Genomic DNA, 14,443 nt, shown 5'->3' on the forward strand with positions numbered 1-14,443 from the left:
GGCGATGGCACGGAACATCCAGTCGCTCGAACGGGCGGCCGCGATGCTGCGCCTGCTCGCGGGCGGCGAGCGACGGCTCGGCCTCTCGGACATCGCCTCGTCGCTCGGTCTCGCCAAGGGCACGGCCCACGGCATCCTGCGCACCCTCCAGCACGAGGGCTTCGTCGAGCAGGACGACGTCTCCGGGCGCTACCAGCTCGGCGCCGAACTGCTGCGCCTGGGCACCACCTACCTCGATGTCCACGAACTGCGGGCCCGCGCCCTCGTGTGGACGGACGACCTGGCCCGCTCCAGCGGCGAGAGCGTGCACCTGGGGGTGCTGCATCAGCACGGCGTCCTGATCGTGCACCACGTCTTCCGCCCCGACGACAGCCGGCAGGTCCTGGAGATCGGGGCCATGCAGCCGCTGCACTCCACGGCCCTGGGCAAGGTCCTGTCGGCCTACGACCCGGTCGCGCACAGCGAGGTCCTGGAGGCCGACCGCAAGCCCTTCACCGAGCGCACGGTGTCCGAGCTGGCCGACTTCGAGCACGTCCTGGACGTCACGCGCGCGCGTGGGTACGCGGCCGACGTCGAGGAGACCTGGGAGGGTGTCGCGTCCATCGCCGCCCCCATCCACGACCGGCGGCGGATGCCGGTGGGCGCGGTCGGCATCACGGGCGCCGTGGAGCGGCTGTGCCGGCCCGACGAGGACGGCGCGCTGCGCCCCGAGCTGATCGCCGCGGTACGGGACTGCGCCCGCGCGGTGTCGCGGGACCTGGGCGCCGGGCGGTTCTGAGCTCAGCGGATTCACAGCGGGATCTCACCGGGACGTTCCGGTATCAGTCGTACCCTGAAGACAAAGTCGGCCAAAACGCCAAATCAGCACACACCGTGTCCGCCTGACTGCCGTCCGCTTCGGCCGCGAGATCGATAGCCCACGGCAATCAATAACGATCGTGTTTTCGATAACAGCACTCTTGACGCGCCTGTAACCCCGGAGCAAGACTCCCGTCCATCGGTCGACATTGCCGAACACCTATCGGCAATACGCGTTAGAGTGTGGCAACGCCAACGGCCGGCATCGCTCTCACCCCCGAGGGCGCACGAACCCCCGGCGGGACCCGGGGTTCGGCTTCCCTGGACGAAGGACAAAGGAGTCGCGGGTGTCCAGCTCCGACATCTTCATCGGCGAGACCATAGGTACCGCCGTACTCATCCTGCTGGGCGGTGGCGTCTGCGCCGCCGTCACGCTGAAGGCCTCCAAGGCCCGTGCCGCCGGCTGGCTCGCCATCGCCTTCGGGTGGGGTTTCGCCGTCATGACGGCCGTCTACATCTCGGGCCCGCTCTCCGGGGCCCACCTCAACCCGGCCGTGACCCTCGCCCTGGCGATCGAGAACGGCGGATGGAAGAACGTCCCGATCTACTGGGCCGGGCAGCTGCTCGGCGCCATGATCGGCGCGACGCTCGTCTGGGTCGCCTACTACGGCCAGTTCCAGGCCCACCTCACCGACAAGGAGATCGTCGGCGAGCCGGTGGCCAAGGCCGTCGAGGCCGAGGAGAAGGGCGCGGGCCCGGTCCTGGGCATCTTCTCCACGGGTCCGGAGATCCGGAACGTCTGGCAGAACCTCGCCACGGAGATCATCGGCACCGTCGTGCTGCTCCTCGCCGTCCTCACCGAGGGCCTCAACGACAAGGGCAACGGCCTGGGCGTCCTCGGCGGTCTGATCACCGCGTTCGTCGTCGTCGCGATCGGTCTGTCCCTGGGTGGCCCGACCGGCTACGCGATCAACCCGGCCCGTGACCTCGGTCCGCGCATCGTGCACGCTCTGCTCCCCCTGCCCAACAAGGGCGGCTCCGACTGGAGCTACGCCTGGATCCCGGTGGTCGGTCCGCTGATCGGCGGCGCGATCGCCGCAGGCCTCTACCACGTCGCTTTTGCTTAGAACCGGACGAGAACCGGAACTCCGAGCACTGAAGCAGCAGTAGAACCAGTCCTCACGACCACGGAACCCCTCAGGAGCACACAGTGACCGACGCGCACACCGCCGGACCGTTCATCGCGGCCATCGACCAGGGCACGACCTCCAGCCGTTGCATCGTCTTCGACCGGGACGGCCGTATCGTCTCCGTCGACCAGAAGGAGCACGAGCAGATCTTCCCGAAGCCGGGCTGGGTCGAGCACAACGCCACCGAGATCTGGACCAACGTCGAGGAGGTCGTCGCCTCCGCCATCGAGAAGGCCGGGATCACCCGCGACGACATCAAGGCCATCGGCATCACCAACCAGCGCGAGACGACTCTCCTCTGGGACAAGAACACCGGTGAGCCCGTCCACAACGCCATCGTCTGGCAGGACACCCGTACCGACGCGCTCTGCAAGGAGCTGGGGCGCAACGTCGGCCAGGACCGCTTCCGCCGCGAGACGGGCCTCCCCCTCGCGTCGTACTTCGCGGGGCCCAAGGCCCGCTGGCTGCTCGACAACGTCGAGGGCCTCCGGGAGCGCGCCGAGGCGGGCGACATCCTCTTCGGCACCATGGACAGCTGGGTCATCTGGAACCTGACGGGCGGTGTGAACGGCGGCAAGCACTACACCGACGTCACCAACGCCTCCCGCACGATGCTGATGAACCTGCACACCCTGGAGTGGGACGAGAAGATCGCCGAGTCCATCGGCGTCCCGATGAACATGCTCCCGGAGATCCGCTCCTCCGCCGAGGTCTACGGCGAGGTCACCGGCGGCCGTCTCGGCGAGCTGCTCGGCGGCATCCCGGTCGCCTCCGCGCTCGGCGACCAGCAGGCGGCCCTGTTCGGCCAGACCTGTTTCGCCGAGGGCGAGGCCAAGTCCACGTACGGCACCGGCACGTTCATGCTGATGAACACCGGCGAGAAGATCATCAACTCCTACTCGGGCCTGCTGACCACGGTCGGCTACCGGATCGGCAACGACGCGCCGGTCTACGCCCTGGAGGGTTCGATCGCCGTCACCGGTTCGCTGGTGCAGTGGATGCGTGACCAGATGGGCCTCATCTCCACCGCCGCCGAGATCGAGACGCTCGCGCTCTCGGTCGAGGACAACGGCGGCGCCTACTTCGTGCCGGCCTTCTCCGGTCTGTTCGCCCCGTACTGGCGCTCCGACGCCCGCGGTGTGATCGCCGGTCTCACCCGGTACGTCACCAAGGCGCACCTCGCGCGTGCCGTCCTGGAGGCCACCGCCTGGCAGACCCGTGAGATCACGGACGCCATGACGAAGGACTCCGGTGTCGAGCTGACCGCGCTCAAGGTCGACGGCGGCATGACCTCCAACAACCTGCTGATGCAGACGCTCTCGGACTTCGTCGACGCCCCCGTGGTGCGCCCGATGGTCGCCGAGACCACCTGCCTCGGCGCCGCCTACGCCGCCGGTCTCGCCGTCGGCTTCTGGAACAGCACCGACGACCTGCGTGCCAACTGGCGCCGGGCCGCCGAGTGGACCCCCAACATGGCCGCGGAGAAGCGCGACCGTGAGTACAAGAGCTGGCTCAAGGCCGTGGAGCGGACCATGGGCTGGCTCGACGACGAGGAGTAAGAACCCCACATGACCAGTCAGTCCACCCTGCAGTCCGTGCCTGCCCTCGGTACGCACCCGGCCTCCGGCTCGAACCCGAGCCGGGCCGAGACCCGGGAGCAGCTCTCCAAGGCGACGTACGACCTCCTCGTCATCGGCGGCGGCATCCTGGGCATCTCCACCGCCTGGCACGCCGCGCAGTCCGGGCTGCGGGTGGCCCTGGTCGACGCCGGCGACTTCGCCGGTGCCACCTCTTCCGCCTCCTCCAAGCTCCTCCACGGCGGTCTGCGCTATCTGCAGACCGGCGCGGTGAAGCTGGTGGCGGAGAACCATTTCGAACGCCGTGCGGTCTCCCGCCAGGTGGCTCCTCACCTGGCGAACCCGCTCACGTTCTACCTCCCCGTGTACAAGGGCGGTCCGCACGGTGCGGCGAAGCTCGGGGCGGGCGTCTTCGCCTACTCCGCGCTCTCCGCGTTCGGCGACGGCGTCGGCCACCTCCTGTCCCCCGCCAAGGCGGCGCAGGACGTGCCGGAGCTGCGCACCCAGAACCTCAAGGCCGTGGCCGTGTACGGCGACGACCAGATGAACGACGCCCGCATGGCGCTGATGACGGTCCGCGCGGCCGTCGAGGCGGGCGCGGTCGTCCTCAACCACGCCGAGGTCACCGGCCTGCGCTTCACCCAGGGCCGGGTGACCGGCGCGGAGCTGCGCGACACCACCTCCGGCGACGAGTTCGGCGTGAGCGCCCGCCTGGTGCTCAACGCGACCGGCCCGTGGGTCGACCACCTGCGCAAGATGGAGGACCCGAACGCGGCGCCCTCCATCCGCCTCTCCAAGGGCGCGCACCTGGTCCTGAAGCGCACCTCCCCCTGGAAGGCCGCACTCGCCACCCCCATCGACAAGTACCGCATCACGTTCGCCCTCCCCTGGGAGGACATGCTCCTGCTCGGCACGACCGACGAGGAGTACGAGGGCGACCCGGCGGACGTCTCGGTCACCGAGAAGGACATATCCCAGATCCTGGACGAGGCCGCGTTCTCGGTCCGCGACCAGCAGCTCTCCCGTGACCTGATCACGTACTCCTTCGCCGGTCTCCGCGTCCTGCCCGGCGGCCCCGGCAGCACCGCGAAGGCCAAGCGCGAGACGGTGGTGACCGAGGGCAAGGGCGGCATGCTGTCCGTCGCGGGCGGCAAGTGGACGACGTTCCGGCACATCGGCCGTACGGTCATGCAGAAGCTGGAGGCCCTCCCCGGCCACCCGCTCGGCGAGGACTTCGAGCCGATCTCCTCCCTCCCGAAGAAGCTCCCGCTGCCGGGCGTCGCCAACCCGCGCGCGGTCGCCCACCGCCTTCTGGTCGACAACCCGGCGCCGGGCCCGCGCATGGCGGCCGACACGGCGAAGCACCTGGCCACGCACTACGGCTCCCTGGCCTTCGACATCGCCCGACTCGCCAACGAGAACCCGGAGTTGGGTCAGCGCGTCCACCCCGACGCCCCCGAGATCTGGGCCCAGGTCGTCTACGCCCGCGACCACGAGTGGGCCGAGACCCAGGACGACGTCCTCCGCCGCCGCACCACCCTGACGATCCGCGGCCTGGCCACGGACGAGGTGCGGAGCAAGGTCCAGGACCTGCTCGACAAGAAGTAGGCGCTACGGCGTGACAGGGGCGGTTCCCGGGCGGGAGCCGCCCCTTCGGCGTGCCCGGTTGTCAGTGCCGGGTGTTTTCATGGGCGGATGAACAACGATCAGGCCTCCGCCGATGAACTCGCCGCGCTGCGGGCGGCGTTCGCCGTGGACGACGGCGGGGTGTCGGCGCTCGGCTGGGACGCGGTGCGCGCGTTCGAGGCGGAGCACGGGGTGGTGCTGCCGGAGCCGTACCGGACGTTCGTGGCGGAGATGTCGGACGGGTCGTTCCAAGGGCCGCCGGAGTACGGGCTGGTGGGGCTGGCCGAGTTGCCGGACGACTGGGGCGACGGCAAGGAGGACCGGGACCCGGGCAAGCCGTTCCCGCTCGCCGCGGGGTGGTTGTGGGAGGAGGACGACGGGCCCTACGAGGACCCCGACGCGGTCGTCGAGCAGGTCCTCAACCACGGCTCGATCGTGCTCGGGACCGACGGCTGCGCGATGAACTGGCACCTGGTCGTCACCGGCCCCCAGCGGGGGCACGTCTGGCACATCACCGATGTGGGCGCCATGCCGTTCGGCGCGGAGTTCGGGTTCACGACCTCCGCGCCGGGGTTCGCCGGCTGGGTGGCGCACTGGGCCGCGGGCAAGGAGTGGTTCGACGCGGAGTGACGGCTCCCGGCGAAGCGACACCCCTCAGACGAGCGCCCTGATGTGCTCCGGTGACGTCAACTCCTCGCGCCGCACGATCAGTTCACGCCCCAGCAGCAACGTCCGCCGCGACGCGGGCACCGGGTCCGGCAACGTCGTCAGGTCGGTCAGGTGGGCGAAGCCGATGATGCGGCGGACGATCTCCGTGCCGGCGTAGCCGACCGAGTCGGTCCAGACGCGGGAGAGGAAGCGGTCGAGGTAGGCGTCGTCGAAGAAGGTGTCGACACGGGTCGGCCAGAGGCGGCGGAACTCGGCCTCGAACGCCTGCCAGGAGAGGGCGAGTTGGTCGGCGTGGTCGGTCGACGTGCCCAGTTCGCGGGCGCGTTGCTCGGACACCAGGACATTGGCCCAGTACAGGCCGAGGTCGTAGCCGATCGGGCCGACGAAGGAGAACTCGGGGTCGAAGACCCGTACCACCGGGGCGCCTTCGCGGTCGCCGACCATGACGCTGCCGGTGTGCAGGTCGCCGTGGAGGAGGGCCTGCGCACTGGTCATGAAGGTGTACCGGAGGTCGGCGACCTCCGTGCGCAGGCGGGTGTCGGCCCGGAGGGAGACGGCCAGGTCGGTCAACTCCGGGAGCCAGTGGTTGTGTTCGTGCTCGATGTACGGCTCGGAGAGCACCACGTCCTCGGTGATCTTGCACAGCTCGGGGCTCACCGAGGTCGCGATCAGCGCCTTGCGCTCGGCGGACGCCATCCCGAAGTCGCTGGTCGCGAAGGCGAGTTGGGCGACGAACTCGCCGATGCGAGCCGAGGTGTCCGGGCCGTAGGACGCGCCCTCGTTGAGGACCGTGCGCAGGACCTCCAGGTCGGACATGTCCTCCATGACGAGGGTGTAGTTGTCGGCGTCGTAGCCGTGGATCGCCGGGATCTTGTCGGGGGCCACGCGTGCGACCTGCTCGTAGGCCCGGGCCTCGGCGTCGGCGCGCTCGGGGCTCATCGGCCAGGAGGGTCCGGCGACCCGCACCCAGGGCAGCGCCTGCTTGAGGGCGAGGCTGCGGGTGCCGTCGGCGCTGGACGCGAGGAACACCCGGTTCATGTTGCCGTCGGACACCTCGCGGACGTGGATGTCGGTCACGTCGTCCCAGTGGCCGCGCTCGTGCAGGTAGCCGGGGATGTCGTCGGTCTCCAGGATGCGGTAGCCCATCGTACGAACTCCTCGAACTTCCTTATGCGGTGCGGCGCTTGGACAGGGTGAAGCTGAAGACCAGGGCGAGGATGAGGACCGCGCCCTCGACGACGTCCTGGGTGTAGTACGGCAGGCCCTTGATGGTCAGGCCGGTGGTGATGATGCCGATGAGGACGGCGCCGAGGGCCGTGCCCCAGACGTTCGGGCGGCCCCGGCCGAGGACCGAGGTGCCGACGAGGGCTACGGCGACCGCCTCCAGGAGCTGGGAGGTGCCGGCGGACACGTCACCCTGCCCGATCCGGGACGCCAGGATCAGGCCGCCGATCGAGGCGAGGACGCCGGAGAGGACGTAGGCGAGGGCCCGGTACGCGCCGACGCGGATGCCGGCCAGGCGGGAGGCCTCGGGGTTGGCGCCGATGGCGTACAGGACGCGGCCCCAGCGGGTGCGGGCCAGGAAGACCCAGGCGATGACCGTCAGCGCGCCGAAGATCAGCACGGAGATGGGGATGCCGAGCATCGTGCCGCGGTCGATGCGCAGGAAGCCGTCGGTGAACTTGCCGGGCGCGGTGCTGCCGTCGGACTGGGTCATGCCGGCGGAGATGGACTGGCCGTCGACCAGGATGAGTTTGGTGCCCTGGATGACGAACATGGTGCCGAGGGTGGCCAGCATGTCGGGGATCTTCATGACGACGATCAGCAGGGCGTTGAGGAGTCCGGCGAGCGCGCCCGCCGCGATCACGGCGAGGATCGCGACCGTGCCGACCTGGTTGTACGTCACCATCGTCTTCGCGGCGACGGTGACCCCGAGCCCGGCGACCGCGCCGACGGACATGTCCATCCCGCCGACGGCCATGGTGACGGTGACGCCGAGGCCGAGGATCGCTGCGACGGAGACGTACCGGAGGGTGTCGAGCATGGTCGCCGACTCGCGGAAGGAGCCCTCGCTCAGCGCGAAGTACAGGAAGAGCGCGACCGTCACGAAGATGAACCCGTATTTGATGACGGCGTTCTGGACGAGCACGGCGGTGGAGACGGCGGGCGGGGCCAGTGCCTTCGGCGCGGCCTCGGAGCTCTGGGTGGTGGTCATCGGGTGCTTCCTGAAGGGGCCGGCATCACACGGACGCCGAGATGGTCTGGATCACGCGGTCGCGTTCCGCGTCTTCGCCGTACGCGTCGAGGTGGATCTCGCCGGCCGCCAGCACGACGACCCGGTCGGCGATCTCCAGCACCTCGTCCACATCCGCGGAGAGGACCAGCACAGCCGCACCCTCGGCGGCCAGCGCTCGCGCCCTGCGGCCGATGTCGCGACGAGCGCCGATGTCCACGCCTCGGAACGGTTCGTCCAGGATGAGGACGCGGGGGGTCTCGGCGAGCCAGCGGCCGACGACGACCTTCTGCTGGTTGCCGCCGGAGAGTTCCTCCACCGTGCTGTGTTCGTCGCGGGCGACGACACCGAGGGCGTCGATGGTCTCGCGGCCCAGGGCGTCCTCCCTCGCCGTGTTCACCAACCCCGCCCGGGACAGGGACTTGAGGAACGGCAGCGAGATGTTCTGGGCCACCGACCAGCCGGGGACCAGCGCGTCGGCGTGCCGGTCCTCGGGGACGAGGTGGACGCCGGCGCGGATGGCATCGGACGGGCGGCGGGGCGCGTACGGCCTGCCGTCGAGTTCGACCTTGCCGGTGGGGAAGGGCTCGGCGCCGAAGAGGCCGCGGGCCAGTTCCGTCTTGCCCGCGCCCAACAGGCCTACGACACCGGTGACTTCACCGGCGCGCAGGTCCAGGTCGAGGGGTGCGCGGCCCTCGAAGAGGTGGACGCCGTGCAGACCGAGGACGACGTCGCCGTGCTCGCCGCTGCGCTGCGGGCGGGCGCTCGTCGCCTCGTGGGCCTGGGCGAGCATCGCGCGCAGGGCGCTGTCCCAGTCGAAGGGCTTGACCTGGTCGTCGGTGAGACCGCCGTCCCGCAGGACGACCAGGCGGTCGGCGAGCGCGTCGATCTCGCCGAGGCGGTGGGAGACGTAGAGGACCGCGATGCCGTCGTCGCGCATCTTCTCGACGAGGGCGAAGAGCCGCTCGGCCTCGGTGGCGGAGAGTGCCGAGGTCGGTTCGTCGAGGATGAGCAGCCGGGGGCGGGTGGCGAGGGCGCGGGCCAGGATGAGCAACTGGCGGTCGGAGATGCCCAGTTCGGTGACGTCCCGGCGCAACAGGGCGTCGCTCCAGTCCAGTTCGAGACCGGCCTGGATCTCGCGGGCGCGGGCCAGGACGCGGCGGCCGTTGAGGAACGGGTTGCCGCGCTTCTGCGCCAGCTCCTCGAAGACCAGGTTCTCGGCGACCGTGAGGCCGGGCACGATGCCCTCGCCGATCCGCTGGTGGACCGTCTGGATGCCCAACTGCCGGGCGGCAAGCGGCGATGGGAGAGCTGCGGGTTCCCCTGCGACCCGCACCTCCCCGCCGTGGTCCGTGTGCACGCCCGACAGGATCTTGATCAGCGTGGACTTGCCCGCGCCGTTGGCGCCGAGCAGCGCGACCACGCTGCCCGGTGCGATGTCGAGCGAGACGGACTCCAGCACCGTCTTGCCGCCGAAGGCCATGCTGACGTCGCGGAGCGAGACCGCGGCGTCGACGGCCGTCTCCTCAACTTCCTTGTCAGTGGGCGACATTGGGGATCCAGTCCGCGGTGCTCACCTTGGAGAGGTTCAGGGCGGGCAGGGCCGCGCGCAGCTGGTCCATGTTCGCGATCTTGTTCTTGCGCAGGAAGTCCTGGGTGATGGCGACGGCCGGGAAGTCGACGGAGGTCTTGTTCAACTGGCCCGCCAGCTCAAGAGCCGCCGTACGGACGACGGCCGCGCCGACCGCCGACGGGTCGGTGCCGGCCGTGGCGACCCAGGGACTGCCCGCGGCGGTCATGTTCTGGATGTCCGCGTTGGAGACGTCCGCGCCGAAGACCTTCACCTTGCTCTGCAGCTTCTTGTTCTGCACGGCGAGGACGGTGCCCTTGGCCAGCTCGTCGTAGGGGGCGAACACGCCCGCCACGTCGGAGTGTTGGGTCAGCGCGGCGGAGACCAGCGGCACGTTGTCCGTGGCCGTGGAGTCGGTGACCTTGCCGACCTTGAACTGCTGCTTCCAGCCGTTGGCGTCGACCGCGGTCTTCCAGACGGAGTTGCGCTTGTCGAGGGCCGCGTAGCCGGCCACGTTGACGTAGCCGACCTTGGCGTTCTTGCCGACCGTCTTGGCCATCACGTCGAGGACGGCCTTCGCCATACTGGCGTCGTCCTGTTCGGTGCTGATCACGGACTTGTTGGTCTGGTCGACGTCGTAGACGACCACCTTGATGCCCTTCTTCACGGCCTGGTCGATCTCGGGCTGGATCGTCGAGGGGAAGCCGTGGTCGACGATGATCGCCTGCGCGCCGGAGTTGATCGCCGAGGACAGGTCGGTGGCCTGCTTGGCGTTGTCGGCCTGGGCGTCGTACACCGTCAGGTCGATGCCGAGGGCCTTGGCCTGTGCCTTCGCGCCGTTGCCCCACTGCTCGAAGTAGTCGCCGGCGCCGCTCTGCCGCACCAGCGCCACCTTGACCGTGCCCTTGCTGAAGGGGGCCGGCTTCTTGCCCGTGGCGGCCGAGGCCGAGGCGGCGGTGTCGTCGCTGCTCTTCGAGGCGTCCGTGGACTGCGAGCAGCCCGCCAGCAGAAGGGCGGAGACGGAGGCCAGCGAGAGCGCGGCGAGAGGGACGCGGGTACGGGACATGAGGGGCTCCTGGTGCGGGGTACTGCCGAGATGAGAGAAGAACGGAGTGCTCACCCGGAGCGGGGGGCGAAAACGCGCCATCGCACCAAGGGGTGCGCCACCGTACGAACGGCGGGACAGGCGTCGGACGGCCCGCGATGCGGGGCGCGCCGGTGGCTCCGGATGTGGTCAGCGACAGCGGGCTGTGGTCGACCGGAGCAAGTCCACGTACAGCCGCCGCACGAGCAGCAGCGTCTTCATAAGGAGATCATGAGAATGTTTTCGGCCATTGGTCAAAGGTGTGGAAGCGGTTTCTCAAAGAGTGAGACAACGACTACGTCACACCGGGTCCGTTCACCGACGGCGGTTACCATCACGGAACCGGCTCCCGACCCGGCACAGTGAGGCCCCGATGAAGACACCGCACGTGACGACACCCCCCATGAGCTGCATGCGGTGCTGTCCCGACGTGTGCTGTCCGGGCTGACCGGCTGTCCGCCGCCGTCGCTCGCCGCCCCCGGCTTCTCCTCCCCCACCCGTCCGGTGCTCGTCCCAGCATCCGGACATCCCTCCCACCTTTCGGAGTTGTTCCATGACGCTGCTCACCACCTGGGCCGAGTCCGGCCCCGAGACCCTCGTGCGCCGTACCGCCGATCCCGTCGAGATCGCCGCCGCGCTCGCCCCGATCGGTGTGCGCTTCGAGCAGTGGCCGATCCGCGAGGACGTCCCGGCCGACGCCGACAGCGACACCGTCTTCGCCGCCTACGGCCCGGAGATCGACAAGCTCAACGCCGAAGAGGGCTTCACCACCGTCGACGTCCTCGGCCTGCACCCCAGCGACGACCCGGAGTACCCGGCGAAGGCGGCGGGCGCCCGCGCGAAGTTCCTCCAGGAGCACACGCACGACGACGATGACGAGGTCCGCTTCTTCGTCTCCGGCTCGGGCATCTTCTACCTGCACGTCAACGGCGAAGTGAACGCCGTCTACTGCGAGAAGGGCGACCTGATCGGCGTCCCGCGCGGCACCACCCACTGGTTCGACATGGGCACCGAGCCCGCCTTCACCGCGATCCGCTTCTTCCACGAGGAGGACGGCTGGGTCGGCAACTTCACCGGCTCGACCATCGCCTCGCGCTTCCCCGACTACGACACGATCCACGCGAGCTTCCAGCAGGACAAGGCCGCCGCGTGACCTTGCGGTACACCGTGGACGCCGTGGTGCTCGACATCGAGGGCACCACGAGCGCCACGGGTTTCGTCGTCGACGTGCTCTACCCGTACTCCCGCTCACGCTTCGCCGCGCTGCTCGCCGAGCGGAGCGACGATCCGGCGGTGGCCCGGGCGATCGCGCAGGTGCGCGAGCTGACCGGCGACCCGCACGCCGACGCCGTACAGATCGAGAAGACGCTCAACACCTGGTTGGACGAGGACCGCAAGGCCACCCCCCTCAAGACCCTCCAGGGCATCATCTGGTCCGAGGGCTTCGCCCGCGGCGACCTCGTCTCGCACTTCTACGACGACGTCGTACCGGCCCTGCGCGCCTGGCACTCGGCGGGTCTGCGGCTGTACGTCTACTCGTCCGGCTCGGTGGCCGCGCAGCGCGCGTGGTTCACGTCCAGCCCGGAGGGCGACCTCCTGCCGCTGGTCTCCGGTCTCTACGACACGGAGAACGCCGGCCCCAAGCAGGAGCCGGAGTCGTACCGCCGTATCGCGGAGGCGACCGGCGTCGAGCCGTCCCGGCTGCTCTTCCTCTCCGACCGGCCGGGCGAGCTGGACGCGGCCGTGGCCGCGGGCTGGCACGCGGTCGGTGTACGGCGGCCCGGGGAACCGTATTTCGAGCAAGGCGTCGGTGACCACGCGCAGGCGGGGGCGTTCGACGAGATCGGCATCACCAGTTCAAGGAGCACCACGTGACCAGCGACATCAGTGACCTCGACCTGAAGGAGGCGGGGGCTCAACTCGCCGCCGAATCCGCTCGGTTCGCCTCGTTCGGCTGGATGCGGGGGACCTCCGGTAATTTGTCTGTGGTGGTGGGCCGGGATCCGCTGCGGCTGGCGGTTACGGCTAGCGGGCATGACAAGGGTGAACTGACTCCGGACGATGTGGTGTTGGTGGACGCCGATGGTGCCGCCGTCCGGGGTGGTAAGCCGTCTGCCGAGGCCGAACTCCACGCCCGTGTTGCCGCGTTGACCGGTGCGGGTGCAGTCGTCCATGTGCACACCGTCGCGTCCGTTGCGATGGGGCGGCGTGAACCGGGCGGGATCGTGTTCAAGGATGTCGAGATGCTCAAGGGTGTTGGGCAGCCTGCGCATGATGTCGAGGTGACCTTGCCTGTCATCGTCAACAGCCAGGACATGAAGGTGCTTGGGGATCGGCTGGAGGCGGCTCGGGATCCTCGGATGCCGGCCGTTGTTGTCGCCGGGCATGGGTTGTATGTGTGGGGGGCGGATGCTCGGCAGGCTCGGCATCACACTGAAGTGGTGGAGTGGTTGCTGGAGTTGGAACTGACGCAGGGTTGAGCGTTGTAGTCACAGTGCGGGCCGGTGGGGGCTGGTCGCGCAGTTCCCCGCGCCCCTAAAAGCCAAAAGCAGGGGCGCGGGCGCTTGACTACTTCAAGTGGTCGGCCGGGAGTTCGCCCGCCGAGACCTCCAACACGCCCCGTTCCGTGACCAGTCCGGTCACCAGGCGACCCGGGGTTACGTCGAAGGCCGGGTTGTGGCCGCGGGACTCGGCCGGAGCCGTCCGCACTCCCGACCACTCCAACACCTCGGCCTCGCCTCGGAGTTCGATGTGGATCTCGTTGCCGGTCTTGGTGGAGAGGTCGACCGTGGTCGTCGGGGCCGCTACCAGGAACGGGATGCCGGCGTCGGCGCAGGCCAGGGCGACGCCGACCGTGCCGACCTTGTTCGCGGTGTCGCCGTTGGCCGCGATGCGGTCGGCGCCGACGATGGCCGCGTCGACGTCGCCGCGCAGGATCGTGCCGGCGGCGGCGCCGTCGGCCTGGACGTAGTGCGGGATGCCCTCCTGCACCAACTCCCAGGCGGTCAGGCGTGATCCCTGGAGCAGGGGGCGCGTCTCGTCGGCGTAGACGACCTCCAGCCGTCCCCGCGCGTGGAGTTCGCGGATGACGCCGAGCGCGGTGCCCCAGCCGGCCGTGGCCAACGCGCCCGTGTTGCAGTGCGTGAGGATGCGCAACGGCCGTTCCACGCCCGCCTGTTGGAGCCTTTCGAGCAGCCAGTCCGCGCCGAAGGCGCCCATCGCGCGGTTGGCGGCGACGTCCTCGCGCTGGACGGCGGCGGCCTCTTCCAGCACCGCGTCGAGGCCCTCGCCGAAGCGGGTCATGACCCGGTCCACGCACACCATGAGATTGACCGCGGTGGGGCGGGCCTCGCGGACGCGGGCGATGGCCTCGCGCGTCTCGGCCTCGGTCCAGCCCTTGCGTTCGCCCTCGATGAGCGCGATCGCGACGCCGTACGCGCCGGCCGCTCCGATCGCGGGTGCGCCGCGCACCACGAGGCGCTGGATCGCGTCGACCAGAGTGTCCACATCGTGGACGGCCACCGTCTCGTTGCGATGCGGGAGCAGGGTCTGGTCGATGAGTGCGAGACCGGTTCCGGTCCAGTCGACCGCACGCAATTCCTGGGACATAACGGGACACTCCTGCTGTTCCGATGGTGTCGGACACCGTACATGACCTGCCAGAACCACAGTTCGAGACAGTCGAGCAGGTGTCTC

13 protein-coding genes are annotated in these 14,443 nt (G+C 69.6%); 8 read left to right on the forward strand and 5 right to left on the reverse strand.

The features are described from left to right. Window positions 1-4: 4 nt before the first annotated feature. From OG407_RS12525 to OG407_RS12545, 5 genes are all read left to right on the forward strand, one after another. Window positions 5-778 (forward strand): IclR family transcriptional regulator, encoded by a 774-nt coding sequence (locus OG407_RS12525; protein ID WP_327405271.1) that lies wholly within the window; start codon window positions 5-7, stop codon window positions 776-778. Window positions 779-1,145: 367 nt separating this feature from the next. Then, entirely contained in the window at window positions 1,146-1,925 is a 780-nt protein-coding gene (locus OG407_RS12530) for an MIP/aquaporin family protein (protein ID WP_328684364.1), read from the forward strand. 83 nt (window positions 1,926-2,008) lie between these two features. Further along, window positions 2,009-3,547, forward strand: coding sequence for a glycerol kinase GlpK (gene glpK, locus OG407_RS12535; protein ID WP_365307951.1), 1,539 nt, complete (start codon window positions 2,009-2,011; stop codon window positions 3,545-3,547). 9 nt (window positions 3,548-3,556) lie between these two features. Further along, the gene (locus OG407_RS12540; protein WP_405857697.1) at window positions 3,557-5,173 is read left to right on the forward strand and encodes an FAD-dependent oxidoreductase; all 1,617 of its coding nucleotides are present in this window, start codon (window positions 3,557-3,559) and stop codon (window positions 5,171-5,173) included. Window positions 5,174-5,260: 87 nt separating this feature from the next. Continuing rightward, the gene (locus OG407_RS12545) at window positions 5,261-5,821 is read left to right on the forward strand and encodes an SMI1/KNR4 family protein (protein ID WP_405857699.1); all 561 of its coding nucleotides are present in this window, start codon (window positions 5,261-5,263) and stop codon (window positions 5,819-5,821) included. A gap of 24 nt (window positions 5,822-5,845) precedes the next feature. Here OG407_RS12545 and mtnK read toward each other — a convergent pair whose 3' ends face one another. From mtnK to OG407_RS12565, 4 genes are read right to left on the reverse strand one after another with little or no spacing between them, the layout of a single operon-like run. Then, on the reverse strand, window positions 5,846-7,006 hold the full coding sequence (gene mtnK / locus OG407_RS12550) for an S-methyl-5-thioribose kinase (RefSeq protein ID WP_405857701.1): 1,161 nt from the start codon (window positions 7,004-7,006) through the stop codon (window positions 5,846-5,848). 22 nt (window positions 7,007-7,028) lie between these two features. Beyond that, window positions 7,029-8,075 carry an ABC transporter permease gene (locus tag OG407_RS12555; RefSeq protein ID WP_365307946.1) on the reverse strand — a complete coding sequence of 349 codons (1,047 nt, stop codon included), beginning with the start codon at window positions 8,073-8,075 and terminating at the stop codon, window positions 7,029-7,031. 25 nt (window positions 8,076-8,100) lie between these two features. Continuing rightward, entirely contained in the window at window positions 8,101-9,645 is a 1,545-nt protein-coding gene (locus tag OG407_RS12560) for a sugar ABC transporter ATP-binding protein (protein ID WP_405857703.1), read from the reverse strand. Next, window positions 9,632-10,729 carry a substrate-binding domain-containing protein gene (locus tag OG407_RS12565; RefSeq protein ID WP_405857705.1) on the reverse strand — a complete coding sequence of 366 codons (1,098 nt, stop codon included), beginning with the start codon at window positions 10,727-10,729 and terminating at the stop codon, window positions 9,632-9,634. Before OG407_RS12565 ends, OG407_RS12560 begins: the two co-directional genes overlap by 14 nt. Before the next feature lie 571 nt (window positions 10,730-11,300). Between OG407_RS12565 and OG407_RS12570 the strand changes: the two genes are divergently transcribed. Genes OG407_RS12570 through mtnB form a run of 3 tightly spaced genes read left to right on the forward strand, consistent with a single transcriptional unit; the run spans window position 11,301 to window position 13,227 of the window. Beyond that, the gene (locus OG407_RS12570) at window positions 11,301-11,900 is read left to right on the forward strand and encodes a 1,2-dihydroxy-3-keto-5-methylthiopentene dioxygenase (RefSeq protein WP_405857707.1); all 600 of its coding nucleotides are present in this window, start codon (window positions 11,301-11,303) and stop codon (window positions 11,898-11,900) included. Continuing rightward, on the forward strand, window positions 11,897-12,622 hold the full coding sequence (mtnC, locus tag OG407_RS12575) for an acireductone synthase (RefSeq protein WP_405857709.1): 726 nt from the start codon (window positions 11,897-11,899) through the stop codon (window positions 12,620-12,622). The genes OG407_RS12570 and mtnC overlap by 4 nt, the downstream gene beginning before the upstream one ends. Next, window positions 12,619-13,227: a methylthioribulose 1-phosphate dehydratase gene (gene mtnB / locus OG407_RS12580; RefSeq protein WP_405857711.1), complete on the forward strand. Its 609-nt coding sequence runs from the start codon at window positions 12,619-12,621 to the stop codon at window positions 13,225-13,227. The genes mtnC and mtnB overlap by 4 nt, the downstream gene beginning before the upstream one ends. 88 nt (window positions 13,228-13,315) lie before the next feature. On the opposite strand, the gene mtnA is transcribed toward mtnB, so the two are convergent. Then, window positions 13,316-14,356, reverse strand: a complete 1,041-nt coding sequence (gene mtnA, locus OG407_RS12585; RefSeq protein WP_405857713.1) for an S-methyl-5-thioribose-1-phosphate isomerase — start codon at window positions 14,354-14,356, stop codon at window positions 13,316-13,318. Window positions 14,357-14,443: the final 87 nt, after the last annotated feature.

Source organism: Streptomyces sp. NBC_01515 (genome assembly GCF_045040345.1).
In the GTDB taxonomy this organism is placed as follows: Bacteria; Actinomycetota; Actinomycetes; order Streptomycetales; family Streptomycetaceae; genus Streptomyces.